The 25,414-nt window shown below is 74.2% G+C and carries 24 protein-coding genes and 1 pseudogene; 11 read left to right on the top strand and 14 right to left on the bottom strand.

Features of this window, described 5'->3' with window-relative positions:
• Together ACFY32_RS02455 and ACFY32_RS02450 are read left to right on the top strand one after the other, a co-directional pair.
• Positions 1 to 83: pseudogene (locus ACFY32_RS02455) on the top strand (IS5/IS1182 family transposase); the annotation flags it as partial.
• A gap of 15 nt (positions 84 to 98) precedes the next feature.
• Entirely contained in the window at positions 99 to 458 is a 360-nt protein-coding gene (locus ACFY32_RS02450; RefSeq protein ID WP_390673223.1) for a hypothetical protein, read from the top strand.
• A 136-nt stretch (positions 459 to 594) separates the two neighbouring features.
• Here ACFY32_RS02450 and ACFY32_RS02445 read toward each other — a convergent pair whose 3' ends face one another.
• Positions 595 to 1,812: an MFS transporter gene (locus ACFY32_RS02445; RefSeq protein WP_390673222.1), complete on the bottom strand. Its 1,218-nt coding sequence runs from the start codon at positions 1,810 to 1,812 to the stop codon at positions 595 to 597.
• Positions 1,813 to 1,986: 174 nt separating this feature from the next.
• Positions 1,987 to 3,039 (bottom strand): endonuclease/exonuclease/phosphatase family protein, encoded by a 1,053-nt coding sequence (locus ACFY32_RS02440; RefSeq protein WP_359190982.1) that lies wholly within the window; start codon positions 3,037 to 3,039, stop codon positions 1,987 to 1,989.
• A gap of 298 nt (positions 3,040 to 3,337) precedes the next feature.
• On the opposite strand from ACFY32_RS02440, the gene panB reads away from it, so the two are divergent.
• From panB to ACFY32_RS02425, 3 genes are all read left to right on the top strand, one after another.
• On the top strand, positions 3,338 to 4,213 hold the full coding sequence (gene panB / locus ACFY32_RS02435; protein ID WP_359190985.1) for a 3-methyl-2-oxobutanoate hydroxymethyltransferase: 876 nt from the start codon (positions 3,338 to 3,340) through the stop codon (positions 4,211 to 4,213).
• Between the two features lie 165 nt (positions 4,214 to 4,378).
• Positions 4,379 to 5,404: an ATP-binding cassette domain-containing protein gene (locus ACFY32_RS02430; protein ID WP_390673221.1), complete on the top strand. Its 1,026-nt coding sequence runs from the start codon at positions 4,379 to 4,381 to the stop codon at positions 5,402 to 5,404.
• A complete protein-coding gene (locus ACFY32_RS02425) occupies positions 5,401 to 6,222 on the top strand; it encodes an ABC transporter permease (protein WP_359190990.1) in 822 nt (273 codons plus the stop codon). The genes ACFY32_RS02430 and ACFY32_RS02425 overlap by 4 nt, the downstream gene beginning before the upstream one ends.
• Positions 6,223 to 6,233: 11 nt before the next feature.
• On the opposite strand, the gene ACFY32_RS02420 is transcribed toward ACFY32_RS02425, so the two are convergent.
• A complete protein-coding gene (locus tag ACFY32_RS02420) occupies positions 6,234 to 9,554 on the bottom strand; it encodes an ATP-binding protein (protein ID WP_390673220.1) in 3,321 nt (1,106 codons plus the stop codon).
• Positions 9,555 to 9,697: 143 nt separating this feature from the next.
• On the opposite strand from ACFY32_RS02420, the gene ACFY32_RS02415 reads away from it, so the two are divergent.
• Positions 9,698 to 10,495 carry a site-2 protease family protein gene (locus ACFY32_RS02415; protein ID WP_359190996.1) on the top strand — a complete coding sequence of 266 codons (798 nt, stop codon included), beginning with the start codon at positions 9,698 to 9,700 and terminating at the stop codon, positions 10,493 to 10,495.
• Here ACFY32_RS02415 and ACFY32_RS02410 read toward each other — a convergent pair.
• The 3 genes from ACFY32_RS02410 to ACFY32_RS02400 all read right to left on the bottom strand — a co-directional run bounded on the left by ACFY32_RS02410 (position 10,485) and on the right by ACFY32_RS02400 (position 12,533).
• Entirely contained in the window at positions 10,485 to 10,670 is a 186-nt protein-coding gene (locus ACFY32_RS02410) for a hypothetical protein (protein WP_359190999.1), read from the bottom strand. The genes ACFY32_RS02415 and ACFY32_RS02410 overlap by 11 nt on opposite strands.
• Positions 10,671 to 10,734: 64 nt before the next feature.
• Entirely contained in the window at positions 10,735 to 11,442 is a 708-nt protein-coding gene (npdG, locus tag ACFY32_RS02405; protein WP_390673219.1) for an NADPH-dependent F420 reductase, read from the bottom strand.
• Positions 11,443 to 11,480: 38 nt separating this feature from the next.
• Complete coding sequence (locus ACFY32_RS02400) at positions 11,481 to 12,533, bottom strand: sialidase family protein (RefSeq protein WP_359191005.1); 1,053 nt, start codon at positions 12,531 to 12,533, stop codon at positions 11,481 to 11,483.
• 79 nt (positions 12,534 to 12,612) lie between these two features.
• On the opposite strand from ACFY32_RS02400, the gene ACFY32_RS02395 reads away from it, so the two are divergent.
• Positions 12,613 to 13,215, top strand: a complete 603-nt coding sequence (locus ACFY32_RS02395; protein ID WP_390673218.1) for a hypothetical protein — start codon at positions 12,613 to 12,615, stop codon at positions 13,213 to 13,215.
• 152 nt (positions 13,216 to 13,367) lie between these two features.
• Here ACFY32_RS02395 and ACFY32_RS02390 read toward each other — a convergent pair whose 3' ends face one another.
• The gene (locus ACFY32_RS02390) at positions 13,368 to 13,595 is read right to left on the bottom strand and encodes a hypothetical protein (RefSeq protein ID WP_359191011.1); all 228 of its coding nucleotides are present in this window, start codon (positions 13,593 to 13,595) and stop codon (positions 13,368 to 13,370) included.
• A gap of 58 nt (positions 13,596 to 13,653) precedes the next feature.
• On the opposite strand from ACFY32_RS02390, the gene map reads away from it, so the two are divergent.
• Positions 13,654 to 14,511, top strand: a complete 858-nt coding sequence (gene map, locus ACFY32_RS02385) for a type I methionyl aminopeptidase (RefSeq protein ID WP_359191014.1) — start codon at positions 13,654 to 13,656, stop codon at positions 14,509 to 14,511.
• 4 nt (positions 14,512 to 14,515) lie between these two features.
• Here the strand turns inward: map and ACFY32_RS02380 are convergent, their stop codons facing one another.
• The gene (locus ACFY32_RS02380; protein WP_359191017.1) at positions 14,516 to 15,205 is read right to left on the bottom strand and encodes a PhzF family phenazine biosynthesis protein; all 690 of its coding nucleotides are present in this window, start codon (positions 15,203 to 15,205) and stop codon (positions 14,516 to 14,518) included.
• Positions 15,206 to 15,308: 103 nt separating this feature from the next.
• Here ACFY32_RS02380 and ACFY32_RS02375 point away from each other — a divergent pair, with 103 nt between their 5' ends.
• A complete protein-coding gene (locus tag ACFY32_RS02375; protein ID WP_390673217.1) occupies positions 15,309 to 16,301 on the top strand; it encodes a hypothetical protein in 993 nt (330 codons plus the stop codon).
• Positions 16,302 to 16,352: 51 nt separating this feature from the next.
• On the opposite strand, the gene ACFY32_RS02370 is transcribed toward ACFY32_RS02375, so the two are convergent.
• The 5 genes from ACFY32_RS02370 to ACFY32_RS02350 all read right to left on the bottom strand — a co-directional run bounded on the left by ACFY32_RS02370 (position 16,353) and on the right by ACFY32_RS02350 (position 21,605).
• Positions 16,353 to 17,081, bottom strand: coding sequence for a bifunctional DNA primase/polymerase (locus tag ACFY32_RS02370; protein WP_390673216.1), 729 nt, complete (start codon positions 17,079 to 17,081; stop codon positions 16,353 to 16,355).
• 91 nt (positions 17,082 to 17,172) lie between these two features.
• Positions 17,173 to 17,778, bottom strand: a complete 606-nt coding sequence (locus tag ACFY32_RS02365) for a TetR/AcrR family transcriptional regulator (RefSeq protein WP_390673215.1) — start codon at positions 17,776 to 17,778, stop codon at positions 17,173 to 17,175.
• Positions 17,779 to 17,872: 94 nt separating this feature from the next.
• The gene (locus ACFY32_RS02360; RefSeq protein ID WP_359191028.1) at positions 17,873 to 18,862 is read right to left on the bottom strand and encodes a small ribosomal subunit Rsm22 family protein; all 990 of its coding nucleotides are present in this window, start codon (positions 18,860 to 18,862) and stop codon (positions 17,873 to 17,875) included.
• A 317-nt stretch (positions 18,863 to 19,179) separates the two neighbouring features.
• Positions 19,180 to 20,364: a serine hydrolase domain-containing protein gene (locus ACFY32_RS02355; protein WP_359191030.1), complete on the bottom strand. Its 1,185-nt coding sequence runs from the start codon at positions 20,362 to 20,364 to the stop codon at positions 19,180 to 19,182.
• A complete protein-coding gene (locus ACFY32_RS02350) occupies positions 20,307 to 21,605 on the bottom strand; it encodes a multidrug effflux MFS transporter (protein WP_359191032.1) in 1,299 nt (432 codons plus the stop codon). The genes ACFY32_RS02355 and ACFY32_RS02350 overlap by 58 nt, the downstream gene beginning before the upstream one ends.
• Positions 21,606 to 21,715: 110 nt before the next feature.
• Here ACFY32_RS02350 and ACFY32_RS02345 point away from each other — a divergent pair, with 110 nt between their 5' ends.
• Positions 21,716 to 22,732 carry a Gfo/Idh/MocA family oxidoreductase gene (locus ACFY32_RS02345; RefSeq protein ID WP_359191035.1) on the top strand — a complete coding sequence of 339 codons (1,017 nt, stop codon included), beginning with the start codon at positions 21,716 to 21,718 and terminating at the stop codon, positions 22,730 to 22,732.
• On the opposite strand, the gene ACFY32_RS02340 is transcribed toward ACFY32_RS02345, so the two are convergent.
• Positions 22,719 to 24,359 (bottom strand): alkaline phosphatase D family protein, encoded by a 1,641-nt coding sequence (locus ACFY32_RS02340; protein WP_359191038.1) that lies wholly within the window; start codon positions 24,357 to 24,359, stop codon positions 22,719 to 22,721. The genes ACFY32_RS02345 and ACFY32_RS02340 overlap by 14 nt on opposite strands.
• A gap of 124 nt (positions 24,360 to 24,483) precedes the next feature.
• On the opposite strand from ACFY32_RS02340, the gene ACFY32_RS02335 reads away from it, so the two are divergent.
• A complete protein-coding gene (locus ACFY32_RS02335; RefSeq protein ID WP_359191041.1) occupies positions 24,484 to 25,278 on the top strand; it encodes an SDR family oxidoreductase in 795 nt (264 codons plus the stop codon).
• Positions 25,279 to 25,414 lie beyond the last annotated feature (136 nt).

Below are 25,414 nucleotides of genomic sequence, written 5' to 3'. Positions count from 1 at the left end.
GCAAGCTGCGGTGCTCGACCACTCGCGTCACAAGCCTCGTCCGAGCGGTCATGACCCTGCATTTGGCCAGCTCAGACCGATGATGGAAAAGGCTCAGTGTGTACGGGCCGTTCGCCGAGCAGGAGCTGCGCACGGTGTGGCGGCACCTCTCCCCGCTGGACGGGGAGAGTTACGCCGAGTCCCGGTGGGAGGAGCCCGACGACGAGCAGTACGAGCTGGGCGGGGAACTGGGCGACGCCTGGAGGGCCGTCGGCGGGTCGTGGCCGGTCTGGACGTTCGCCCTCGGCGGGCAGCCCGTCGTGCTCAACGACAACCCGCTGGCCGCGCCGGAGGACGGCGGGGACTGGACCGTCCTCGCCGCCTGGCGCCGCGAGGAAGCCGTCGTCACCTGGCTGATCCGCCGCGAGGATCTCGCCGTCGGGCGCTTCGACCGGGTGTACGGCTACGCCGACATGTGACGTCGGCGCGCTTCGGCCGGGGGCCCGGGGCGCTGACCTTGCGGCGGGCGGCGCCGCGCCCGCGTCATCCGTGGTGGGCCCGCCCGCGTCATCCATCGTGGGCCCGTCCGCGTCAGTCCTCGTGGGCCCGCCCGCGTCAGCCGTGGTGGGCCCGTTCCGGGGTCGGCGGGACGTGGGTGGCGACCACCCGTTCGCGGCCGGGCCGGGGTGTCCGGCGGTCCACCGCGTACGCCGTGCCCGCGACCAGCAGGCCGAGGACCGCCAGGGCCGAGCCCGCGAGGGCCGGGGAGGTGACGCCGAGGCCCGCGGCGAGGGTGAGGCCGCCGATCCAGGCGCCGCCGGCGTTGGCGAGGTTGAAGGCGGCCTGGTTGGCGGAGGAGGCCAGGGACGGGGCCGCCGACGCCTTCTCCATGACCATCAACTGCAGCGGGGAGCCGGTGACGAAGGCCGCCGCGCCGAGCAGCGCCACCGCCAGCGCCGCCGTGACCTCCGTACGCATGAGCAGCGGGAACAGGGCGAGGACCAGGACCAGGGAGGCCAGGCCGCCGAAGAGGGTGGCCCGCAGGGAGTGGTCGGCGAGCCGGCCGCCGAGCAGGTTGCCCGCGGTGGCGCCGACGCCGAACAGGGCGAGCAGCAGGGTCACGCTGGCATCGGCGAACCCGGCGGCGTCGGTCAGCATCGGCGTGATGTAGCTGTACGCGGAGAACAGCGCGCCGAAGCCCGCGACGGTGGTGCCGAGCGCCAGCCAGACGGGCAGCGAGCGCAGCGCCGACAGCTCGCCGCGCAGGCCGGTCGCCGGGGCGGGGGCGTGGTCGCGGGGGATGAGGAAGGCCAGCGCCGCGATCGCCGCCACGCCGATCGCGCTGACGCCGAGGAACGTCGCCCGCCAGCCCAGTTGCTGGCCCATGGCGGTGGCCGCGGGGACGCCCACGATGTTGGCGACGGTCAGGCCGAGGAACATCAGGGAGACGGACCGGGCCTTGCGTTCGGGCGCCACCATGCCGGTGGCGACCACCGCGCCGACGCCGAAGAACGCGCCGTGCGGCAGACCGCTGACGAAGCGGGCGGCCAGCAGGGAGCCCTCGCCGGGCGCGACGGCCGACAGGGCGTTGCCGATGACGAACAGCGCCATCAGGCCGATCAGCACGGTACGGCGGGGCATGCGCGCGGTGACCGCCGCGAGCAGCGGGGCGCCGATGACGACGCCGAGCGCGTACGCCGAGACCAGGTGGCCGGCGCTGGGGATCGAGATGCCCAGGTCGTCCGCGACGTCGGGCAGCAGGCCCATCATCACGAACTCGGTCGTGCCGATGCCGAAGGCACCCACGGCGAGGGCGAGCAGGGCCAGGGGCATGAGGGTCTTCGCCTTTCGGAGCGGAAGCGACAGCGATGCGCGTACGGGAGGGATGACGGGGACGAGCGGACACTTCTTATGTTCCCGTACGGAACAAAGACTCTCAGGGTGAGTATTCCGCGAGGTGACGCAGGGGTTTCCGGCGCCGGTCGGAAAGGGGATGACCTGGGCTTTTCAGGAACCGGATGTGTCGACCCTCACACGCGCGGCGACCGGCAGGTGGTCACTGCCCGTCTCGGGGAGGGTCCAACTGCTCTCCGGCTCGACGCCCCGCACCAGGATCTGGTCGATCCGGGCCATCGGGAACGACGCCGGCCAACTGAACCCGAACCCGTCGCCCGCCGCGCCCTGCGTGGAGCGCATCTGGGCGGTCACCGCGTTCAGCGCGCGGTCGTTCATGGTGCCGTTGAGGTCGCCGAGCAGGATCACGTGGGCCACCGGCTCGTCCTTGATCGCCTCGCCCAGCGCGTCGGCGCTGCGGTCCCGCTGCCGGGCGGTGAACCCGGCCTCCAGCTTCACCCGTACGGACGGCAGGTGGGCGACGTAGAAGGCGACCGGCCCCTCGGGGGTGGCGACGGCGGCCCGCATCGCGCGCTTCCAGCCCAGCTCGATGTCGACGGCCCGGACCCCGCTCAGCGGGTACTTGCTCCACAGCCCGACGGTGCCCACGACCGCGTGGTGCCGGTACGTCGGGGCGAGCACCCTCTCGTACGTCGGCACCGCCGACGCCTTCAGCTCCTCCAGGGCGACCACGTCGGCGCCGGAGGCGGCCACGGCGCGGGCGGTGCCGGCCGGGTCGGCGTTGTCGGCGTTGACGTTGTGCGTGGCCACCGTCAGGTCGCCGCCGCCGCCGGACTTGGTGAACAGCAGCCCGCCGAAGAGGTTCAGCCAGACCACCGCCGGGACCAGGACGGCGATCAGGGCCGTCGCCGACCTGCGCAGCAGGGCGATCACCAGCAGCACCGGGATCAGCAGCCCGAACCAGGGCAGGAAGGTCTCCACCAGGCTGCCGAGGTTGCCGACCACGTTCGGAATCCGCGAGTGCCCGGCCGTCACCGCGGCCAGCAGCAGGGCGACCGCGGCGGTGACCAGGCCCCGGCGCCAGATCCCGCGGTCCCCGCGCCATCCGGAGGCCGGCCCGGCCCACAGGCGGCGCAGCCGGTCCCCGCGGCGCCCGGAACCGGGGCCGCCGCTGTCGGTCTCCGTCACGTAAGCCTGCCGCGCCATACCGTTGCCTCACCACTTGCCTTACACACCGTCACCCCCCGTGTCCGAGAAACCCTAGGGGATGATCGGCTCCGTTCCGCCGCCGCACCGGCGGCCGTACGGTGACGACGACGAAGAAATCGCCATGCGCGGTTCCGGTTGTGGAGACGGTCCGGGACGCTGTGACGAAATCCGCACAATCCGGGCCCGGCATCCGGGGCCGGGGGTGCTCTGGCCCTCGATGGCACGAGGTGCCACCATGGAGGAGATCCGGGGACGCCGTCAGGGCGCCTCGAGATGACATGAAGGAGCCGTTGCCATGACGCAGCTTCCGGCTGCCCAGAGCGCATCCCCCAGGCCCGCCGACGGCGGCAGGGCGCTGTACGGGGGCAAGAGCAACCGCCGCATCACCGTCCGGGACATCGCCCTCGCCAAGGAGCGCGGCGAGAAGTGGCCCATGCTCACCGCGTACGACGCGATGACCGCGTCCGTGTTCGACGAGGCCGGCATCCCGGTCATGCTGGTCGGCGACTCGGCGGGCAACTGCCACCTCGGGTACGACACCACCGTCCCGGTCACCCTCGACGAGATGACCATGCTGTCCGCGGCCGTCGTCCGGGGCACCGGCCGCGCCCTGATCGTCGCGGACCTGCCGTTCGGCTCGTACCAGGAGGGCCCGGTGCAGGCGCTGCGCTCGGCGACCCGGCTGGTCAAGGAGGCCGGGGTGGGGGCCGTGAAGCTGGAGGGCGGCGAGCGCTCGCACCGCCAGATCGAGCTGCTGGTGGAGTCCGGCATCCCGGTGATGGCGCACATCGGCCTCACCCCGCAGTCGGTGAACGCGATGGGGTACCGGGTGCAGGGCCGCGGCGAGGAGGCCGCCCAGCAGTTGCTGCGGGACGCCAAGGCGGTGCAGGACGCGGGCGCCTTCGCGGTCGTCCTGGAGCTGGTGCCGGCCGAGCTGGCCGCCGAGGTGACCAGGTCGCTGCACATCCCGACCGTCGGCATCGGCGCGGGCCCGGACACCGACGCCCAGGTCCTGGTCTGGACCGACATGATGGGGCTGACCGGCGGGCGGATGCCGAAGTTCGTGAAGAAGTACGCCGAGCTGCGCCAGGTCATGGGCGAGGCGGCGCGGGCGTTCGCCGAGGACGTCGTCGGCGGAACGTTCCCGCAGGAGGAGCACTCCGTCCACTGAGCCACCGCGGTACGACACCGGGCCCCGCCGATCTTCCCCCGTCGGCGGGGCTCCGGTGTGCGGGGGCGGTATCGGGAGCGGTGCCCGGGGCGGTGTCGGCGGGATGTCGGTGGCTGTAGGCGGCCTGTCGGCGGTTTGTCGGTGGCGACTGGCACCGTCGTCGGCATGAAGCGAATCCACGACGACCCCAGCGGCGCCGGCACCGCCGTGTCCGTACGGGGGCTGGTCAAGCACTACGGCGAGACCAAAGCACTGGACGGTGTCGATCTCGATGTCAGCGAAGGCACCGTGATGGGCGTGCTCGGCCCGAACGGCGCCGGCAAGACCACCCTGGTGCGCATCCTGTCCACCCTCATCACCCCCGACGCCGGCCAGGCCACCGTCGCCGGGTACGACGTGATACGGCAGCCCCGGCAGTTGCGCCGGGTGATCGGGCTCACCGGGCAGTACGCCTCGGTGGACGAGAAGCTGCCCGGCTGGGAGAACCTCTATCTGATCGGCCGGCTGCTGGACCTGCCCCGCAAGGAGGCCAGGGCCCGCGCCGACGAACTCCTGGAGCGGTTCTCCCTCACCGAGGCCGCCAAGCGGCCCGCGAGCACGTACTCCGGCGGTATGCGCCGGCGCCTCGACCTGGCCGCCTCCATGATCGGCCGCCCGGCCGTCCTCTACCTGGACGAGCCCACCACCGGCCTGGACCCGCGCACCCGCAACGAGGTGTGGGACGAGGTCAAGCGGATGGTCGGCGACGGCGTCACCGTGCTGCTCACCACCCAGTACATGGAGGAGGCCGAGCAGCTCGCCACCGAGCTGACCGTGGTCGACCGCGGCAAGGTGATCGCGAACGGCGGCATCGAGGAGCTGAAGGCCAAGGTCGGCGGCCGCACCCTGCGGGTCCGCCCGGCCGACCCGCTGCACCTGCGCCCGCTCGCCGCGTTCCTGGACGAACTCGGCATCACCGGGCTCGCCTCCACCACCGTGGACACCGAGCGCGGCGCGGTGCTGGTGCCCATCCTCAGCGACGAGCAGCTCACCGCCGTGGTCGGCGCGGTCACCGCACGCGGCATCACGCTCGCCTCCATCACCACCGAACTGCCCAGCCTGGACGAGGTGTTCCTGTCCCTCACCGGCCACCGCGCCAGTGCCCCGCAGGACGCCACGCCCGCCGACACCCGCGAAGAGGTCGCCGTATGACCGCCGCCGCCCCCACGTCCGCCGTCCTCACTCCCGACGCCCGGATCTCGCTGCGCGGCCATCTGCGCCACACCGGTGCGCTGGTCCGCCGCAACCTGCTGTGGATTCGGCAGGACCCGGAGTCGATGTTCGACGCCATCCTGTTCCCGGTCGTCTTCACCCTGCTCTTCGTGTACGTCTTCGGCGGCTCGATCGGCCAGTCGCTGGGCGGCGGACAGCAGGCGTACGTGCAGTACGTGATCCCCGGCCTGATGGCCATGCTGGGCATGAACATGGCCCAGGGGGTCGGGACGGGCTTCAACCAGGACTTCAACTCCGGCGTGATGGACCGCTTCCGGTCGCTGCCGATCGGGCGCGGCTCGGTGCTGTTCGCGAAGATCGCGGTGGAGCTGCTGCGGATGCTGTTCGCCACCGTGGTGCTGCTGGTCGTCGCCCTGCTGGTGGGCTTCGACATCACCGACTGGGTCGGGCTGCTGGCCTCGGTGGGGCTGTCCGCGGTGTTCGGCTCCGCCCTGATGTGGGTGTTCCTCACCCTCGGCGTGGTCATGAAGAGCGCGCAGTCCGTGCAGGCGATGGGCTTCCTGGTGCTGATGCCGCTCCAGTTCGGCTCGTCCATCTTCGCGCCGACCCAGTCGATGCCGGACTGGCTCCAGGCGTTCACCGACTACAACCCGCTGTCCTCCCTCGCGGACACGGCGCGCGGGCTGATGGTGGGCGGCCCGGTCGCGCACGGCCTGTGGGTGACGCTGGCCTGGTCGGTGGGGCTGACGGCGGTGATGGCGCCGGTCGCGATCCACAAGTTCCGTACCAAGAGCTGACCGGTGCGCGGTCAGACCAGGGCGGCGGCCTCCTGCGGGGAGAGGCCGCCGCCCTCGGCGTACGCGGCCTCGAACTCCGCGGCGTCCAGGGCCCGGCGGGCCCACTCGGTGGCGCGGGTCCGGGCGTCCTTCTCGGTGCCGCTCTCCACGTGGCCGGGCGGCAGCAGCGCGGCGGCGGCGCCCAGGCAGCGGGCGGCGTCCCGGGCCCGGCGCCCGCCGTCGACGCGGGCCAGGGACATCGCGGCGATCGCCAGGTAGGAGGCGCGCATGTGCGGGGCGACGGCCTCGGACAGCGGGGCCGTGGACCGCTCCAGCGCCTGCCGGACCGTGGCCAGGGCGTCCTCGTAACGGCCCTCCAGGGCGCTCAGCCAGGACTCGGCGCCGAGGATGAAGGCGTCGAAGACGACGAAGTGGGCGATGGTGAACTGCTCGCGCAGCAGTCGCAGTTGCTCGCGGGCCTCGGCGGTCCGGCCGGTCATGCCGAGCCGGGCGGCCAGGAAGAGCCGGGCGGCCGGCATCGCCCCGTTGTGCGCCGCGTCCTCGGTCCGGCCGATCACCTCGCGCAGGATGCGCTCGCCCCGCTCGTCCTGCCCCGCCTCCAGCAGCACGCTGCCCAGCCGGGCGTCGAGGACGTCGACCTGGGCGTGTGCGCCGAGCCGCTCGGCGTGCCCGGCGGCGGCCTCGTAGTCGGCGGCGGCGCGCAGGAACTCGCCCTTGCGCTCGTACGCCTCGGCGCGGGCGGAGAGGGCCTCGGCGGTGCCCCAGGTGTCGCCGAGCCGCTGGAACATCTCCAGCGACTCGTCGGCGTCGCGGGCGGCGTCGCCGGCCCAGTCGGTGCGGTTGGCCAGCAGGTTGGCGCGCATCTGGAGCGCCCCGGCCAGCTCCCATTCGAAGCCGGGGGTCTCCCGGCAGGTGCGGACGGAGGCGTCCATGATGGTGCGCAGCCGGTCGACGTCGCCGGTCAGCATCACGGCGAACCACCAGAGCATGCCGGGGCTGCGGCAGATCTGCGGCAGCCCGGGTTCGTAGGAGTCGGCGATGATCCGCAGCTTGGTCTGGGCGGCCGGGTTCTGCCAGGCGTCCAGTTCGGTGTCCATGCAGGCGAGGTGGGCGAGGTGCACCCCGCGGCGGGCCTCGGCGAGGACCTCGCCGGTCATCGGGGGCGGCGCCTCGGTGCAGCGCTGCCAGACCGGCCGCGCGGGCACCACCGGCTCGGTGAACGGGTCGGGGCCCAGCCTCATGGCCTCGCTGCACCAGGTGCGGGCCTCCACCCGCAGGTCGCGCAGTTGCCAGTACCAGACCAGCGACAGCACCAGGCAGAGGGCCTCCTGCTCGTCGCGTTCGGCGACCGCGTGCCGCAGCGCGGTGCGCAGGTTCTCGTACTCCCGCTCCAGGCGGGCCATGGCGTCCAGTTGGCCGGGGCCGCGCAGGAACGGGTCGGTGGTGCGGGCCAGTTCGCGGTAGTGGACCAGGTGGGCGCGTTCGGCGGAGCGGCGCCCGCCGCTCTCGTCGAGGCGTTCGGCGGCGTACTCGGCGACGGTCTCCAGGAGCCGGTAGCGCATCTCCCCGTCTCCCGTGGGCGCGGCGACCACGAGGGACTTGTCGACCAGGGAGCCCAGCGCGTCGAGGGCGGCGGGTCCGCAGACGGCCTCGGCGGCGGCCAGGTCGCAGCCGCCGGCGAACACCGACAGGCGGCGCAGCACCTCGCGTTCGTCCTCGGCGAGCAGTTCCCAGGACCAGTCGACGACCGCGCGCAGGGTCTGCTGGCGGGGCAGGACGGTGCGGCTGCCGGAGGTGAGCAGGCGGAAGCGGTCGTCGAGGCGGTCGGCGATCTGGCGGGGGGTGAGCATCCGCAGCCGGGCCGCCGCCAGTTCGATCGCGAGCGGCAGTCCGTCCAGGCGGCGGCAGATCTCCGCGCACGCCTCGGGGTCCTCCTCGGTGCGGAAGCCGGGGCGGGCGGCGGCGCCCCGGTCGGCGAGGAGTTCCAGCGCGGCCGGCTCGGGCAGCGGCTCGACCGGGCGGAGCAGTTCGCCGGGGACGCCGAGGGGTTCGCGGCTGGTGGCCAGGACGGTCAGGTGCGGGCAGTGCGCCAGCAGGTGCTCGGCGAGGTACGCGGCGGCGTCGACGACGTGCTCGCAGTTGTCCAGGACGATCAGCATGCGGCGCCGGCCGCAGTGCTCGACCAGCCGTTCGACGGCGGTGCCGGGGCGGTCGGTGGCGGCCCGCATCTCCTCGGCGCCGGCGCCGTACAGCACGGTCTCGCGGGCGCCGACGGCGGTCAGGACGGCCTCGGGTACGGCGGCCGGGTCGTCCACCGGGGCCAGCTCGGCCAGCCACACCCCGTCGGGGGCGATGTTCCCGGCGGCCTCGGCGGCCTCCTGCGACAGCCGGGTCTTGCCGGCCCCGCCGGGCCCGAGCAGGGTGACCAGCCGCGCGGCGCGCAGGTCGTCCCGGAGCGCCCGGATGTCGCCGTCCCGGCCGACGAACGAGGTGAGCCGGGCCCGCAGGTTGCCCCGGGGGCGCTGCGGCCGGGAAGTCTGCGCGGGACCGCTCCCGGGGGCGGCGGCGCCCGGCGCCGCGCCGGCGTCCGGCTCCGGCGGCGGGTCCGGGCGGAGCAGCTCCGTGTGCAGGGCGCGCAGCGCGGGCCCCGGGTCGGTGCCGAGGCGGTCGGCGAGGTGGCGGCGCACCTCCTCGTACGCGGCGAGGGCCTCGGCGGTGCGGCCGGTGTCGCGCAGGGCGCGCAGCCGCAGCGCCTGGAGGGGTTCGTCCAGCGGGTGGGCGTCGCACAGCGCGGTCAGTTCGGGCAGCGACCGCTCGGCGTGGCCGAGGCCGAGGGCGGCGGTGTGCCGGGTGCGCAGCGCGTCCAGGCGGCGGGTCTCCCAGCGGGCCGCCTCGGCGGCGCGGTCGGGCAGGTCGGCGAGGACCGGGCCGCGCCACAGGGCGAGGGCGTCGTCCAGGACGACGGCCGCCTTGGCGGGGTCGCCGTCGGCCAGCGCGCGGGCGCCCTCGTCGGCCAGCTTCTCGAACCGGTGCAGGTCGACGTCGTCGGGCGCGGCCGTCAGCCGGTAGCCGCCGTCGGCGGAGGCGACCGCGTCGGCGCCGAGCGCGCGGCGCAGCCGGCCGACCAGCGCCTGCAGGGCGCCGGCCGCGTCGGCGGGCGGGTCGGCGCCCCAGACCTCGTCGGCCAGCAGGCCGGCCGGCACGGTCCGGCCGGCCCGCAGGGCCAGGGCGGCCAGCAGCGCGCGCAGCCTCGCCCCGCCGACCGGGACGGGGCTGCCGTCGGGGCGGAGTGCCTGGGTGGTGCCGAGGACGCGGTAACGCACGGGGTCCATTGTCCCCGGGGACGCGCGCCGGCCGCCTCCGGGTTCACCGGCACCCGGACCGGCCCCCGGAACCCGGGCCGGCGCGCGGGACGTTCCCCTGTCGTCACCGGTACGGTCTACTCTTCCGACCACACTCCAGGAGCCCTCTTCTCATGACCACCGCACCCGCCCGCGCCGGCGACCGGCGGATCAGTCCGGTCTTCCTCGGGATCGTCGCCGTGGCCGCGGTCACCGGGTGGGCGACCTGGACCGGGTTCGCCGAGCAGCCGGGCCTGGCCGTGTTCCTGTTCGTGACGGCCGCCTGGGTCGTCTCGCTCTGCCTGCACGAGTACGCGCACGCGCGCACCGCCCTGCACGGCGGTGACATCTCGGTCGGCGCCAAGGGCTATCTGACGCTGAACCCGCTGAAGTACACGCACGCGCTGCTGAGCGTCGTGCTGCCGGTGGTCTTCGTCGTCATGGGCGGGATCGGTCTGCCGGGCGGGGCGGTGTTCATCGAGCGGGGCCGGGTCCGGGGCCGCTGGCGGCACAGTCTGATCTCGGCGGCGGGCCCGCTGACCAATGTGCTGTTCGCCGTGGTGTGCACGGCCCCGTTCTGGCTGGGCGCCCTGGACGGCGTGCCCCGCGACTTCCGGTCCGCGCTGGCGTTCCTGGCGCTGCTCCAGGTCACGGCGGCGATCCTGAACTTCCTGCCGGTGCCGGGCCTGGACGGCTACGGGGTGGTCGAGCCCTGGCTGTCGCACGGGGTGCGGCGGCAGGTGGAGCCGTTCGCGCCGTTCGGTCTGCTGTTCGTGTTCGCGCTGTTGTGGGTGCCCGCGCTGAACGGCGTGTTCTTCGACGCGGTCGACGCGATCCTGTGTGCGTTGGGGATCGACGACTTCGACTCGTACTGCGGCTACGAGCTGTACCGGTTCTGGCAGACGGACGAGATCTGCTCGGTCAGCGGCTGACGGACCGGCGGGCGTCCCGGCCGCGCTTGACGTAGTACCAGCACATGTTGGACGACAGTCCGGCCAGCAGCACCCAGACGACGCCGACCAGCACGACGCCCTGCACGAAGGAGAGGACGGCCGCGACGACGGCGAGCACGCAGACGATCAGGGCGTAGAGGGCGAGGCGGGGCATGGGGTCGGCTCCTGTCGGGGGACACGGGCGGCATGGCTGATGCCCCCCAGTGTCCCCCATCGCCTCATACGTCCGTGACGCGGAGTCCCGCGTGCGCCTTGTAGCGGCGGTTGACGGAGATCAGGTTGGCGACCAGCGACTCCACCTGGTGGGCGTTGCGCAGCCGCCCGGCGAAGACGCCGCGCATCCCGGGGATGCGGCCGGCCAGGGCCTGCACGGTCTCGACGTCGGCGCGGGCCTCGCCGAGCACCATCACGTCGGTGTCGATCGTGTCGACCTCCGGGTCCTGGAGGAGGACGGCGGACAGGTGGTGGAAGGCGGCGGTGACCCTGCTGTCCGGCAGCAGGGCGGCGGCCTGCTCGGCGGCGCTGCCCTCCTCGGGCTTGAGGGCGTAGGCGCCCTTCTTGTCGAAGCCGAGCGGGTTGACGCAGTCGACGACGAGCTTGCCGGCCAGTTCGCCGCGGAGCGCGGCGAGGGTGTCGCCGTGGCCCTCCCAGGGGACGGCGACGATCACGATGTCGCTGCGGCGGGCGGTCTCGGCGTTGTCGGCGCCCTCGACTCCGTGGCCGAGTTCCTCGGCGGCGGCCCGCGCACGCTCGGCGGCCCGGGAGCCGACGATCACCTTCTGGCCGGCCTTGGCGAGCCGGTAGGCCAGGCCCTTGCCCTGCGGCCCGGTCCCGCCGAGCACGCCGACGGTCAGCCCGGAGACGTCGGGCAGGTCCCAGGGGTCCTTGGCGGGGGCCTTCTGTGCGGCACTGTCGGTAGAGGTCATGGGCCCGAGCCTACGTCCGCCCGGCCGGCCGTACCGGATCAGGCGGGCGGAGCTACGGGCACCCGTAGGAAGGTGATCGTCTCGTACGGTCCGCCGTCGCCGGTCTCGTACAGCAGGCCGAGGGTGCGGGCGTCGACGCGGACCAGGTCGGAGTAGGCGGCGGGCCGGTCGTCGACGGTGTGGGCCGGGTGCCAGGTGGCGCCGCCGTCGGTGGAGGCGCGCAGGGTCATCCGGGCGCGGGCGCCGGGCGCGGCGGGCCCGGAGTACAGCAGCAGGTCCGGGTCGCGGAGCTGGAGGACGCTGCCCTGGCAGACGGGTCCGGTCAGGCCGGGCTGCGGGCGGAAGGGCGCGGTCAGGGTCCGGCCGCCGTCCGCCGAGTACGCGTCGGCGCGGGGCGCGGGCGAGGGCGGCGCGGTGCGGGCGTTGACGTAGAGGCGGCCGTCGGGGAGTTCGGCGGCGGTGGACTCGTTGGCGGCGATCCGGGCGGCGGTGCCGTCGCCGTCGTCGACGTAGCCGAGGGTCCAGGTCTCGCCCCGGTCGTCGCTGAGCAGGCAGTGCCCGCCGTCGGGGCCGGCGGCCAGGGAGTGGTTGGCGGGGACGACGACCCGGCCGCCGCGGAGCTGGAGGGCGTGGCCGGGGGTGGTGGCGTACCAGCGCCAGTCGGGGCGTTTGACGCTCGCGGTGATCTCGCGGGCGGGCGACCAGGTGCGGCCGTCGTCGTCGCTGTGCCGCACCCAGACCCGGCGGCCGTCCCCGGCGCCGACGGTGCCGCGCCGGATGGCGTCCTCGGTGGCGTGCCCGGCGTTGCGGACGTGCACGAGCAGGACGCGGCCGGTGTCGAGGACGACGGGGGCGGGGTTGCCGGCCAGGCCGTCGCCGTTGTCGGCGGCGACCCGGAGCGGGCCCCAGGTGCGGCCGCCGTCGGTGGACCGTTTCGAGACGATGGCGATGGTGCCGTGGTCGGCGGGCCCGTTCACGCGGCCCTCGCAGAACGCGAGCAGGGTGGCGGGGCCGGTGGCGACGACGGCCGGGATACGGAAGCTGGCGTACCCGTCGTCACCGGCGCGGAACACAACGGAGGTGTCGTTCATGGGCGGCTCCTGCCCGCTTCGGGCGAATTCCGGGTGAACCGTGGGTCACGAGTGGCCGCTTGCGGCAGGATGCGGCGCCATGGACGCCGTACGGGTCGCGTTGTTGCGGGAAGTGCTCGCCGGGACGGAGTGGCTGGGGGCCACCCGGAGGTTCGCCGGGGAGCTGCGGGGCCGGGTGGTCCCGCACGGGGGCGGGCTGCTGCTGGTGGGCACGGCGGCGTACGAGCCGTGGCATCTGGCGGCGCACCTGGTCGACGAGGCCGCCTGGTCGGGGACGCCGGAGCTGGCGCCGACGCTGGTACGGCACGGCGCGCGGCCCTGCGACCCGGCGCACCTGTCGGTGGGTCCGGGGAAGCTGGCGGCGGCCCGGCGCGGGGAGACGTTGCTGGTGGTGGCGCCGGACGAGCCGGAAGCGGACCTGCTGGAACGGGTGCACGACGCGCGGCGGGCGGGGGCGGCGGTGCTGGCGCTCGGCGCGGCGGGCGGGGGGCTGGCGGCGCTGGCCCACGAGACGCTGCCCGTGCCCCGGGGGGCGGAGCTGGACCTCGACACGGTGCAGCACCTGGTGAGCGCGGCGGCGGGCGAGAACGCGGGGCCGCTGCCGCGGGGGCGGCGCGGGTTCCGGGACCGGCTGTCCCGCCTGGCCGACCATCTGACGGCTGCGCCGCCGACGGCTTGGTGACGGCTCGTCGTCCGTCGAACGCTCGCGCGTGGTGGCTCGCGCGGTTCCCCGCGCCCCTGACGGGAGCGCCCTGAAGGGGCGCGGGGAACCGCGCGACCAGCCACGACGCTCCCGCAGCCGCCCCATGACGGAGCCCCCCGCCCCCTCGGACGTCAATCGTCCGCGGAGCCCGTCGCCGCGTCGTGCCACTTCGGGTCGTTCTCCCACTGGAGGTTCCGCTCGCGGGCGGTCTGCATCGCGTGTTCCGCCTCGGTCCGGGAGGCGTAGGGGCCGAAACGGTTCTTGGCGGGGCACTCCGGCCCCTCCTCCACCTTGTGGTGCTCCAAGCAGTAGTACCACTCGCCCGGTTTTCCGACCGTGCGCTTCTTGAACAGGGCCATGACCGGCTCCTTTCGCCAGGGACATGGTCTCGTATGCCCGCTGGTTAGACTCGCTGACATGTCTGGCCAGTCGCTGCTCGTCCCAGGGGAGCTGTCCCCCATCCGTTCCGTGCCCGGAAACATCCGGCGTCCCGAGTACGTCGGCAAGCCCGCGCCGGCCCCGTACACGGGTCCCGAGGTGCAGACACCCGAGACGATCGAGGCGATGCGGGTGGCCGGGCGGATCGCGGCGCGGGCGATGGCCGAGGCCGCGAAGCTGATCGCGCCGGGCGTGACGACGGACGAGCTGGACCGGGTGGCGCACGAGTACATGTGCGACCACGGCGCCTACCCCTCGACGCTCGGCTACCGCGGCTTCCCCAAGTCGCTGTGCACCAGCGTCAACGAGGTCATCTGCCACGGCATCCCCGACTCCACCGTCCTGCGCGACGGCGACATCGTCAACCTGGACGTGACGGCGTACATCGGCGGGGTGCACGGCGACAACAACGCCACCTACCTGGTCGGCGAGGTCGACGAGGAGAGCAGGCTGCTGGTCGAGCGCACCCGGGAGGCCCTGAACCGCGCGATCAAGGCGGTCAGGCCGGGCCGGCAGATCAACGTCATCGGCCGGGTCATCGAGTCCTACGCCAAGCGCTTCGGGTACGGGGTGGTGCGGGACTTCACCGGGCACGGGATCAACTCCGCGTTCCACTCGGGCCTGATCGTCCCGCACTACGACAGTCCGCACGCGACGACCGTGATCCGGCCCGGCATGACGTTCACCATCGAGCCGATGCTGACGCTGGGGACGCACGAGTACGACATGTGGGACGACGGCTGGACGGTCGTCACCAAGGACCGCGAGCGGACTGCCCAGTTCGAGCACACCCTGGTGGTGACCGGGACCGGCACGGAGATCCTCACCCTGCCGTAGCGCCTCAGCGTTCCAGGACGACCCGTCCGCCGATCTCCACCCGGTCGCCGGGCTGCGGTGCCGTGAGGATCTGCGAGCCCGCGCCCTGGGCGATGTTCAGGGCGCGGCCCAGTCGCGCGGTGAGCAGCAGGGCCGCCGCGCCGGTTGCCTCGTCCTCGCCGATGCCCCCGGTGCGGGCACCGGCTCGGCTGGAGCGGCTGTCGCCGCGCTCATCGACGCGGCCGGGGAAGCCGCGGGCGCGGACCCGGCCGGCCGATTCGTCCTCCCAGGCCCAGGCGTAGATCCATTCCCCCTCGGGCGGCACCGGCAGGGCGTCGACCTCGGCGGCCGTGGCGTACTGGCGCAGGGTGCGCGGCGGCGCCCACTCCGCCCGCGCCTCGATCCAGGTGAACTCCCCGTCCTGCCGGGCGCCCACCACGCCCGCCGGGGTGACGAGTTCGGGCACGTCGAGCAGCCAGGCCGTCCCCACGCAGGGGTGACCGGCGAAGGGCAGGCGCAGGGTGGGCGTGTAGATGTCGATGGCGCCGCGCTCGGGGTCGTCGACGAACACCGTTTCGCTGAAGCCGAGTTCGGCGGCCAGGGCCTGCCGTTCCGCCCGCTCCGGCAGTACGGAACCGTCCCGGACGACGCCGAGTTCGTTGCCGTAGCCGCCGTTCGCCGCGCAGAACACGCGCAGCACGTCGTAGTCAGTCACAGGGGCATTCAAGCACCGGTGCGGGCGCTGCCGGACCGGGCGGCCGGGGCGGTGTCCGTCCCGGTAGGGTTCGCCTCCGGGAAGGGGAAGGTGGAGGAACCTGATGAGCAGGGATCGCGCCCCTCGGGGGCTTCTCAAGCGCGTGCTGGCCGCCGTCTCGGTGGCCGCCGTGACGGTGACGGCGAGCGGCTGCGTGGTGGTGCACGGCGAGCGCGAGGTGCTCCCGGCGGCGACCCGGGCCGAGGCCGCCGCGGCCCTGACGGCGTTCACCACCGCGTACAACAAGGCGGACAAGGCGTACGACGCGAAGCTGGACGCCGACCGGACCGCCGGTGCCCTCGCCGACATCGACACGGCCCGGCTGACGGCGGGCCGGGTGAACCACCCCGGCGGCAACCCCGCGCACTCGCCGCTGAAGCTGACGGACGCGAAGTTCACGATCCCCGAGAAGGCGGGCTGGCCCCGCTGGTTCCTCGCCGACGCCCGCGGCAACAAGGGCGGTGACGTCCGCTGGCTGCTGGTCTTCACCCGGGACGGGCTCGGGGAGCCCTGGGAGGTGGCCTATCTGACGCTGGTCGCCCCCGGGGACGTCCCCGAGGTGAGGACCGACGAGGACGGCTGGGCCGAGGCCGTGCCCGCCGACTCGGCGGAACTGGCCGTGTCTCCGGGCGAGTTGAGCGAGGAGTACACGGCGTACCTGAAGGACGGCGGGGACGCCTTCGCGCCCGGCGCGCACACCAGTGCCTGGCGGGCGCTGCGGAAGAAGCGGTCGGTCCGCCCGGGGCTGGCCACGCAGTACATCGACGAGCCGCTGGCCCAGGGCGACTACGCGCCGCTGGCGCTGCGCACGGAGGACGGCGGGGCGCTGGTGTTCTTCACCACCCGGCACTACGAGAAGCAGACCGCCGCGCGGGGCGCCTCGGTGCCGACGCCCAACCGGGACGTGCTGGCGCTGACGGACGGCGAGATCAAGCAGTCGCTGACGATGGAGTTCGTCTCCAACGAGGTCGCCCTCGATCCGCCGAAGGGCGCCGGGTCCGGCCGGGTGGCGATCCTCGGGCGGGTGCAGGGGCTGACGACCGCGAAGGGCGAGTAGCGGCTCCGGGCTGCGGGGTCCGGGCCGTGGGGTCCGAGGCCGGGCTTCTGGTCAGCGGCGGAGCGGCCAGCTCGCGCCCTGCTGGTCGGCGTCCGTGCCGGCGTGCCGGGCGCAGGCGTCGGTCAGGGCTTCCAGCAGGGTCAGCGGCTCGGGCAGCGGGTGCTCGGGGCCGCGCACCCAGTGCACGCCCTGCTCGCCGGGGAGCCGGGCGGGCGGTACCAGGACGTAGGAACCGCGGCAGTGCCAGCGCAGGCCCGGGTGCTCGTCCATGGTCTCGGGGTGGCAGTCCAGCTCGCACGGCCACCACTCGTCCTCGTCCTCGGGGGTGCCGCGGGTGAGGGTGAAGAAGAGCATCCGGCCGTCGTCGCTCTCGGCGACCGGGCCGACCTCGACGTCGGTGGCGAGCAGCTTCTCCAGCGCCTCGCGGCCGGCCTCCAGGGGCACGTCGAGGACGTCGTGGACCATGCCGGTGGCGGTGATGAAGTTGGCCTGCGGCTGGTGCCGGGCCCAGCGCTCGATCTGGGCGCGGTCGGTGGTGGACTGCGTCTGCCAGGCGAACGACACCGGGTGCCGGGCGGGGGTGGGACAGCCGACGCGGTCGCAGGAACAGCGGTAGCCGGCGGGGTGGGCGGCGGGCGCGAGCGGCAGTCCGGCTCCGGCGGCGGCGAGCAGCAGGGTCTCCCGGCCGCCCTCGTCGGCGGTGTCCTTCGGGCGGCGTCCGCGCAGCCACTGGGAGAGCTTGCCCCGCCGGCCGGTGCGGCCACCGAACTCCGCGCTCATCTATCCCCTCGCCTCGCCGTCGTGCGCATCAGCATGCCCCATGGTCTCACCATTTCCCGCCTCGGGGTCGTGGCCGCACGAAGTCGCCCGCTCAGCGCGGAGCGAGTCCGTACAGCGCGTAGTCGACGAGGGTGTCGGTGTACTCGTAGGAGAAGGGGGCGGTGTGCTGGAGCCAGCGCTGGGCGAGCGGGGAGACGAAGAGTTCCAGGGCGATGCGCGGGTCGATGTCGGGGCGGACCTGGCCGGCCCGCTGGGCGGCGCGCAACCGGTCGACGTAGAGCTGGAGGGAGGGTTCCAGCAGCTTGGCGACGATCAGCCGGCCGAGGGCGGGGTCGACGAGGCCCTCGGCGGCCAGGGCGCGGCTGGGCGCCTCGAACCTGGGGTCGCGCAGTTCGTCGACGGTGGCCCGCAGCACGGCCTTGAGGTCGGCGGCGAGGTCGCCGGTGTCCGGGACGGCGTGGTCGTCCGGGTCCTGGCCCGCGGCCCGCGCGGTCCGCTCCCCGAGGTCGAGGAAGGCTTCCAGCAGGACGTCGGCCTTGGAGGACCACCAGCGGTAGATGGTCTGCTTGCCTACGCCGGCGCGGGCGGCGATGCCCTCGATGGTGGTCCTCGGGTAGCCGACCTCGGTGACGAGCGCGAGGGCGGCGTCGTAGATGGCCCTGCGGGACTTCTCGCTGCGGCGCTTCTCAACGGGCATGGGTCCGAACCTACCAGGGTGACAAGACGCTGCGTCTCGCGGCGGGGCGGGGGCGCGAGGCGGAGTGCGGGGCGAGGGGCGGGGGCGCGGGGTGCTACTCCCCCGCCGGGGGCCACGGGTCGCCCCAGTCCGTGTCGCGGGCCGCCCGGTAGAGGTCGCCGTGGCGTTTGGTGACCGTGGTCCGGGCGAGGGCGGGCTCGGTCTCGCACAGGTCGAGCAGGACCTGGCCCTTGCGGATCTGCGGGCGGCGGACCACGCGGTGGGCGGCGGGGGCGACGGGGAAGCGGGCGGCGGCGACGTAGCTGAACTTCTCGTCCTCGTAGGCGAGCGAGCCGCCCTTGACCTGGCGGTGCAGGGAGGAGCGGCTGACCCGGGCGGAGAAGTGGCACCAGTCGCTGCCGGGCGCGATGGGGCAGGCGGCGCTGTGCGGGCAGGGCGCGGCGATGTGGAAGCCGGCGGCGGTCAGCCGGTCGCGGGCCTCGATGATCCGGGCGTAGCCGTCGGGGGTGCCGGGCTCGACCACGACGACGGCCCGCGCGGCCGCGGCGGCGGCCTCGACGAGGGCGGCGCGGTCGGGGGCGGTGAGTTCGTTGAGGACGTAGGAGACGGTGACGAGGTCGGTCTCCGCCAGGGTGAGCGCCGCGCCGATCCGGGCGCGCTGCCAGCGGACGCCGGCCAGCGCCGGGTTGCCGGCGGCGATCTCCCGGCCCAGGGCGAGGGCGGGCTCGGCCCAGTCCAGGACGGTGGAGGTGCGGGCGCCGCCCCAGGTGGCGGCGACGGCCCAGGTCGCCGCGCCGGTGCCGCCGCCGAGGTCGACGTGGTCCCCGGGCACCCAGCCCGGCGCCGCTTCGGCGAAGGCCGCGAGGGACGCCCGTACCGCCTCGAAGGTCGCGGGCATCCGGTACGCGGCGTACGCGGCGACGTCCGCGCGGTCCCGCAGGATCGGGGCGTCGGTCGGGGTGGCGCCCCGATAGCTGGCGATCAGCCGGTCCACGGCCTGCGCGGCCTGCCGGGGCGGAAGCCCGTCCAGCAGCCCGGCGAGGGCGGCACGCAGGGCGTCGGCGGGAGGTGCGGGGGCGGTCACCCACCGATTCTACGGGTGGGCTGCGCAGGCTCGACGGGCGGCCGTGAACCCGGTTCACAGGGTGAGGCACGTTGCCCGTGCCGTGCCACCCGGGTGGCGTGAGCGCCGCTCACAGTCCCGCGCGGGTTGACAGTCCCGCACTGCCCGACCGGCGTGAATCGCGCTCACAACCCCGCACAGGCTGCCAGCCCCGCACTGCCCGACCGGCGTGAACCGCGCTCACAACCCCGCACAGGCTGCCAGCCCCGCACTGCCCGACCGGCGTGAACCGCGCTCACAGTCCCGCGCGGGCTGCCCCCCTGGCCCGTGAACCCCGTTCACAACCCCCGCACCGCCCGAGCCACCCGGGACGCCAGTGCGGCGCGCGGGCGGCTGTCCGGAGGACGACGGCAGGGGTGGACCGTGTTGGCGAGCAGGACCAGGAAGGTGTCCGTGGCCCGGTCGAGCACCAGCATCGTGCCGGTGAAGCCGGTGTGCCCGGCCGCCCCGCGCCCCGCCAGCTCCCCCATGAACCACTTCTGGTCGAGGGCGAAGCCGAGGCCCGGCGGGCTCAGCATCAGCTCCACGAAGTCGGGCCCGAGTATCCGGGCCGGCCCGTAGGAGCCGCCCGCCAGCAGCGCCCGGCAGAACACCGCCAGGTCCCGCGCGGTCGAGAAGAGCCCGGCGTGCCCGGCCACCCCGCCCAGCGCCCAGGCGTTCTCGTCGTGCACGATCCCGCGCAGCATCCCCCGGTCGGTCCGGGCCCAGGGCCGCCGCTGGTCCTCCGTCGCCGCCGCGCCCGGACACGGCCCGAAGCGGGTCGACGTCATGCCCAGCGGCCGGGTGATGCCGTCGCGGACGAGGACGTCGAGGGGGCGGCCGGTGGTCCGCTCCAGGACCTGCTGGAGCAGCAGCATGTTCAGGTCGGAGTAGAGGTACGTGCCGGGCGGGCCGGCCGGCCGTTCGGCGCGCAGCAGGTCCAGCCGTTCCCCGTCGTCGGCGCAGTCGTACAGCGGGAGTTCGGGCCGCAGCCCCGAGGTGTGGGTGAGGAGCTGGCGGACGGTGACGCGGTGCGCGGCGGCGGCGTGGTAGTCCGGCAGGTACGCGCCGACCTCCGCGTCGATGCCGAGCGTGCCCCGCTCGATCTGCTGCACGGCGGCGACCGACGTGAACAGCTTGGTGAGCGAGGCCAGGTCGAAGGGCGTGCCGAGGGTGGCCGGCACCCGGGCCGGCGGCGGCAGTTCCACGCCGGTGCCGCTGTCGGGGTCGTACGCCGCGTACCGTACGGCCCAGCCCGCGGCCTCCTCCACGGCGAGCACCGGTCCCCGGCCGACGGCCACGACGGCGCCGGGCGACCAGGGGCGGTCGCCGGCGGTGAGGTCGTGGACCTCCCGGACGAGGTGCCGCAGCTCGCCGGGGTCCAGTCCGGCGCGCTCCGGTGCGTCGGTGCGCAGTCTCGGTACGCTCAGCTCTCTTCCCCCTCCGCGCCCGCGTGTGCGGTGCCGCTCTTCCAGGGACGGCACATTCCCACGAAGCAGGCCGCCGCCACCAGTGCCGCGGCCAGTTGGACGACGGCCATCGGCAGGGCGGTTCCCTCTCCGGCCACGCCGACCAGCGGGGAGGCGATCGCGCCGATGAGGAAGGAGGTGGTGCCGAGCAGCGCGGAGGCCGACCCGGCGGCGTGCCGGACCCGCATCAGGGCCAGCGCCTGGGTGTTGGGCAGGGCGACGCCCATCGCCGACATCAGCACGAACAGCGCGGCGGCGACGGGCGCGAGCCCCACCTCGCCGAAGACGCCCAGGGTCATCAGCAGCAGCGCGGCCGACGCGGCGGCGACGACCGCGAGACCGGCGCCCAGCACCCGGTCCAGCCGGACCCGGCCGACGAGGATCTTGCCGTTGATCTGGCCGACCACGACCAGGCCGATGGAGTTCAGGCCGAACAGCAGGCTGAAGGTCTGCGGGGAGGCGCCGTAGATCTCCTGGATGACGAACGGCGAGGCGGAGATGTAGGCGAACAGCGCGGCGAAGGCGAAGCCGCCCGCGAGCATGTACCCGGTGAAGACCCGGTCGGCGAGCAGGCCCCGCATCGCGCCGAGGGCCTCGCGGACGCCACCGGAGTGCCGTTCGGCGGCCGGCAGCGTCTCCGGCAGTCGCGCCCAGACCAGGGCGCCGAGCAGCAGGCCGACCGCGGTGAGCACGACGAACACGCCCCGCCAGTCGGTGAACCGCAGGATCTGCCCGCCGATCAGCGGGGCGACGACGGGGGCGACGCCGGAGATGAGCATCAGGGTGGAGAAGAACCGGGCCATGGCGTTGCCGTCGTACAGGTCGCGGACGACGGCGCGGGCGATGACGATCCCGGCGGCGCCGGCGAGTCCCTGCGCCAGCCGGAAGGCGACGAGCAGTTCGACGGTGGGCGCGAGCGCGCACAGGGCGGTGGCGACGACGTAGACGGCGAGACCGGCGAGGAGCGGGCGGCGGCGGCCCAGCCTGTCGCTGAGCGGTCCGACGGCCAACTGGCCCAGCGCCATGCCGGCCAGGCAGGCGGTGAGGGTGAGCTGCACGGTCGCGGCGGACGCGTGCAGGGAGTCGGTGACCTCCGGCAGCGAGGGGAGGTACATGTCCATCGCCAGCGGGGGCGTGGCGGTCAGCCCGCCGAGGACGAGGGTGACGAGCAGACCGGTGCGGCGCGCGGCGGGTGCCGCCTGCCGGGGTGCTGCCGCCCGGGACGTGTGCGGTATCGGCGCCCCTCGCTCGGGCATGTGCCCCTCCCTCCTGTACAGATGCGGCACCTATGCTCTCAGCTCGAACGGACAACTCGAACGAATACTTCGATCGAGTGACGGATGTGACGTGAGTGAGGGCGGGCACGGTGACCGGACAGAAGGTGCGCTGGGGAATCCTGGCGACCGGCGGGATGGCGGAGCGGTTCACGGCGGACCTGGTGGACCTGCCGGACGCGGAGGTCGTGGCGGTGGCCTCGCGGCGTGCGGAGCCGGCGAAGGCGTTCGCGGACCGCTTCGGCATCGAACGGGCTTACGGCGACTGGGAGTCGCTGGCGCGGGACGAGGACGTCGACGTGGTGTACGTCGCCACCCCGCACTCGGCGCACCGGGCCGCCGCCGGTCTCTGTCTGGAGGCGGGCCGGAACGTGCTGTGCGAGAAGCCGTTCACCCTGAACCTGCGCGAGGCGGCGGAACTGGTCGCGCTGGCGCGGGAGCGCGGCGGCTTCCTGATGGAAGCGATGTGGATGTACTGCAACCCGCTGGTACGCAAGCTGAAGGCGCTGGTGGACGACGGGGCGGTCGGCGAGGTGCGGACCGTGCAGGCCGACTTCGGGCTGGCGGGGCCGTTCCCGCCGGCGCACCGGCTGCGGGACCCGGCGCAGGGCGGCGGCGCGCTGCTCGACCTGGGCGTGTACCCGGTGTCCTTCGCGCAGTTGCTGCTCGGGGAGCCGTCGGACGTGACGGCGCGGGCGGTGCTGTCGCAGGAGGGCGTCGACCTCCAGACCGGCGCGCTGCTGTCCTGGGAGAGCGGCGCCCTGGCCTCGGTGCACTGCTCCATCGTGGGCGGCACGGCCAACGCGGCCTGCATCACCGGCTCCGGCGGCCGGATCGACGTACCGGACGGGTTCTTCTTCCCGGAGCGGTTCGTGCTGCACCGGGACGGCCGTGAACCGGAGGAGTTCACGGCCGACCCGGCCGACGGGCCCCGGGCCAGCCTGCGGCACGAGGCCCGGGAGGTGATGCGGGCGGTGCGCGCCGGGGAGACCGAGTCGCCGCTGGTCCCGCTGGACGGCACCCTCGCCGTGATGCGGACGCTGGACGCGATCCGGGAGCGCGTCGGCGTCCGCTACCCGGGCGAGGAACCGGCCGTCACGCCGGTGTGAGGCCCTGGTTGCCGGCCTCGGTGACGAAGGAGGCGGCGGTGGTGAGCGGCGCGCCCTGGGTGGTGACGCGGGAGACGGTCTTGAAGTCGGCCCGCGCGAACCGGTCGTTCACCGACACGGTGGCGTAGCCGCGCAGCCCGTTGTAGAAGCGCAGGTGCGGGTTGGCGGCCAGGTAGGTGTTCCAGTTGGCGGGCTTCTCGGCGCCGTCGCCGCCGCTGGTGATGGAGCTGGTGACGATCTCGGTGCCCAGGGTGCGGGAGCCGGGGTCGTCGAAGTCCCGCTTGATGTCGAAGGCGTAGTGCACGTGCACGTCGCCGGTGAGGACCATGAGGTTCTCGACGCCGGCCGCCTCGGCGCCGGCCAGGACCCGGTCCCGGGAGGCCGGGTAGCCGTCCCAGGAGTCCATGGAGACCTTGGAGGGCAGGGTGGTGGAGTTGTACCGGCGGGAGAAGGTGACCTGCTGGGGCAGCACGTTCCAGACGGCGGCCGAGCGCTGCCAGCCCTTCAGCAGCCAGCGTTCCTGGGCGTCGCCGGTCAGGGTGCGGCGCGGGTCCTCGGACTCGGGGCCGGAGAACTGCCAGCCGTCGCCGTACGCCTGGTCGGAGCGGTACTGGCGGGTGTCCAGGACGTCGAACTGGGCGAGCCGGCCCCAGTGCAGCCGGCGGTAGAGCCTGAGGTCGGGGCCGTCGGGAAGCTGGGGGCGGCGCAGCGGCATGTTCTCCCAGTACGCCCGGTAGGCGGCGGCGCGGCGGAGCAGGAACTCCTCGGCGGGGCCCTCGGACTCGGAGGTGTCGTCGGCGTAGTTGTTCTCGGTTTCGTGGTCGTCCCAGGTGACGACGAAGGGGTGCGCGGCGTGCGCGGCCCGCAGGTCGGGGTCGGACTTGTAGAGGGCGTACCGCAGCCGGTAGTCCTCCAGTGTCACCGTCTCGTGGTCGAACAGCGCGGGCAGGGTGCCGGCCGGGTAGGCGCGGGCGCCGCCGACGGCGCTGACGGCGTACTCGTAGAGGTAGTCGCCGAGGTGGAAGACGACGTCGACGTCCTCCTCGGCGAGGTGCCGGTAGGCGGTGTAGTAGCCCTGGTCGTAGCGCTGGCAGGAGACCAGGCCGAAGGTGAGGTCCTTGACCCGGGCGCCCTCGGGCGGGGCGGTGCGGGTGCGGCCGGTGGGGCTGATCCAGCGGCCGGCCTTGAAGCGGTAGTAGAAGACGTGGCCGGGCGGCAGGTGGTCGGCTTCGACGTGCACGGTGTGCTGGAACTCGGGGTGGGCGGTGGCGGTGCCGCGTCTGACCACCCGGCGGAAGCGTTCGTCGAGGGCGAGTTCCCAGGAGACGGTGACGCGCCGGGCGGGCAGCCCGCTGTCGGCCTGGTACGGGGCGGGCGCCAGGCGGGTCCAGAGCAGGACGGAGCCGGGCAGCGGATCGCCGGAGGCGACGCCGAGGGTGAACGGGTCGGCGGTGATCCGCGCGGCGTCGAGTTCGGCGGCGCTCGCGGTGCCGGCGGCCGGCAGGTTCACCGAGAAGGCGAGCGCGGCGGCGGCGCCGGTGAGCGTCAGGAAGCGGCGGCGGCCCACGTGCCGGGCGGCGGCGCGGAGTTCGGGGGCGTGCTGGTGCTGGTGCTGCGCGGGTGTCATCCGGTTCTCCCCTTGCGGTGGTTGCAGGGGGCATTCGAATCGCCGGGAACGACCACCGCTTGGCGCGGACATGACCGCACCGTGACGGCCGGATGCACGGTGGACCCCCCGTACCCTGCGGACCATGAACACCGTGAGAACCACCGACGAGGAGACGTACGGGATGTCCGGACAGCACAGGATCGCCGTGGTCACGGGCGCCGGTTCCGGCATCGGCCGGGCGGTCGCCGTCGAACTGGGCCGCGCGGGCTGGACGGTGGCGCTGGCCGGCCGGCGCCCCGCCACACTGGCGGAGACGGCCGCCCTGCTCCCGGACGGCCGGACCCTCCCGGTCCGCGCCGACGTCTCCCGGCCGGAGGACGTGGCCGCCCTGTTCGCCGCCGTGCGGGACCGCTTCGGCCGGCTGGACCTGCTGTTCAACAACGCGGGCACGTTCGGCCCCGGCGGCGTGCCCGTCGAGGACCTGCCCTACGACGCCTGGCGGCACGTGGTGGACACCAACCTCAACGGCGCGTTCCTGTGCGCGCAGGCGGCGTACCGGCAGATGAAGGAGCAGGACCCGCGAGGCGGCCGCATCATCAACAACGGCTCGATCTCCGCGCACGCGCCCCGCCCGCACTCCGTCGCCTACACGGCCACCAAGCACGCCCTGACCGGACTGACCAAGTCGCTCTCGCTGGACGGGCGGGCGTACGGCATCGCGGTCGGCCAGATCGACATCGGCAACGCGGCGACCGACATGACGGCCCGGATGGCGACCGGCGCGCTCCAGGCCGACGGCGAGGTCGCGCCCGAGCCGGTGATGGACGCCGCCGACGTGGCGCGCACGGTACGGCACATGGCGGAGCTGCCGCTGGAGGCCAACGTCCAGTTCGCGACGGTCCTGGCGACGGCGATGCCGTACATCGGGCGCGGCTGAGCCGGGCCGTGCCACGCAATTTCACGATCGAAAGATGAACATCCGCTTCACTCCGGCCGGAAGCGGAACTATGCTCAACTCTCCTCCACCGGAGCTTCACACTCGGAGCCCGGTCGCGTACTTGCCGGGCGCCGCC

Origin of the sequence: Streptomyces sp. NPDC000134, from assembly GCF_042899225.1 — a bacterium.
GTDB lineage: Bacteria > Actinomycetota > Actinomycetes > Streptomycetales > Streptomycetaceae > Streptomyces.
This window is presented reverse-complemented; position numbering and strand designations above follow the sequence as displayed.